The organism is Endothiovibrio diazotrophicus (genome assembly GCF_054657215.1).
Genome location: NZ_BAAHXB010000342.1, coordinates 1 through 343, shown reverse-complemented (window position 1 = coordinate 343; position 343 = coordinate 1). Strand labels below are relative to the sequence as shown.

The following is a 343-nucleotide window of genomic DNA, read 5'->3' as shown; positions in this document are numbered from 1 at the left end:
CCCAGGGAGCGCTATGAGCGCCTGGAGCGGGAGAAGATGCACGCCTATCTGACGCCGGCCTACCTCGCCTCCCAAGCAGCGGTTCCAGGCGAGTCGCGCAAGGTCGACAAGACCGGCCTGATCTCGTTTCGCAGCAACAAGTACTCGGTCCCGATGGCTTGGCAATCGGGGCGGGTCCACGCCCTGGCCACCGCGGATGGCCAGTTGGAGATCTACGCACTGCCGGGCGGGGAGCGGATCGCCACCCACCCCCTCAGTCAGGGCAAGGGGGCGATCATCAAGAACCTCAACCATTACCGTGACAAGGCTCAGATGGTGGCGGATCTCGAAGCCGACATCCAGG

General features: G+C 64.7%; 1 protein-coding gene. It reads left to right on the top strand.

The window, feature by feature from the left end; translation table 11 throughout:
- A partial coding sequence (locus ACYQ2W_RS26735; RefSeq protein ID WP_459874184.1) for a Mu transposase domain-containing protein occupies positions 1 to 343 on the top strand: 343 nt, incomplete at both ends.